Origin of the sequence: Pseudoalteromonas sp. GW168-MNA-CIBAN-0100, from assembly GCF_040309225.1 — a bacterium.
In the GTDB taxonomy this organism is placed as follows: domain Bacteria; phylum Pseudomonadota; class Gammaproteobacteria; order Enterobacterales; family Alteromonadaceae; genus Pseudoalteromonas; species Pseudoalteromonas arctica.
Genome location: NZ_JBEOOL010000902.1, coordinates 1 through 248, shown reverse-complemented (window position 1 = coordinate 248; position 248 = coordinate 1). Strand labels below are relative to the sequence as shown.

The window sequence follows — 248 nt, the reverse complement described above, 5'->3', positions numbered from 1 at the left end:
ACGCGTAGCAGAGCCTGGCTCTCTTAATAAAAATCGATATGGCATTAAATCAGCTAATGTTAATGCTTTTACATCGGCAAGCGGATGATCAAGCGGCACAATAAAAACTAAGGGGTTATGTAAAAAACGCGCAGCTTGGGCATGTTCAAGTGATGGTGGGTGGCTAAACACATAAATGTCGTCTTCTCCACGCTCAAAACGCGCTAACACTGCAGAGCGGTTGCCAATTTCTAATGGCAGCTCTACAT

1 protein-coding gene is annotated in these 248 nt (G+C 44.4%); it reads right to left on the bottom strand.

Annotated elements, in window-relative coordinates; genetic code table 11:
* Nucleotides 1–248, bottom strand: a 248-nt coding sequence (locus tag AAEY62_RS23930) for a LysR substrate-binding domain-containing protein (protein WP_350636960.1), incomplete at both ends; no start/stop codon positions are given.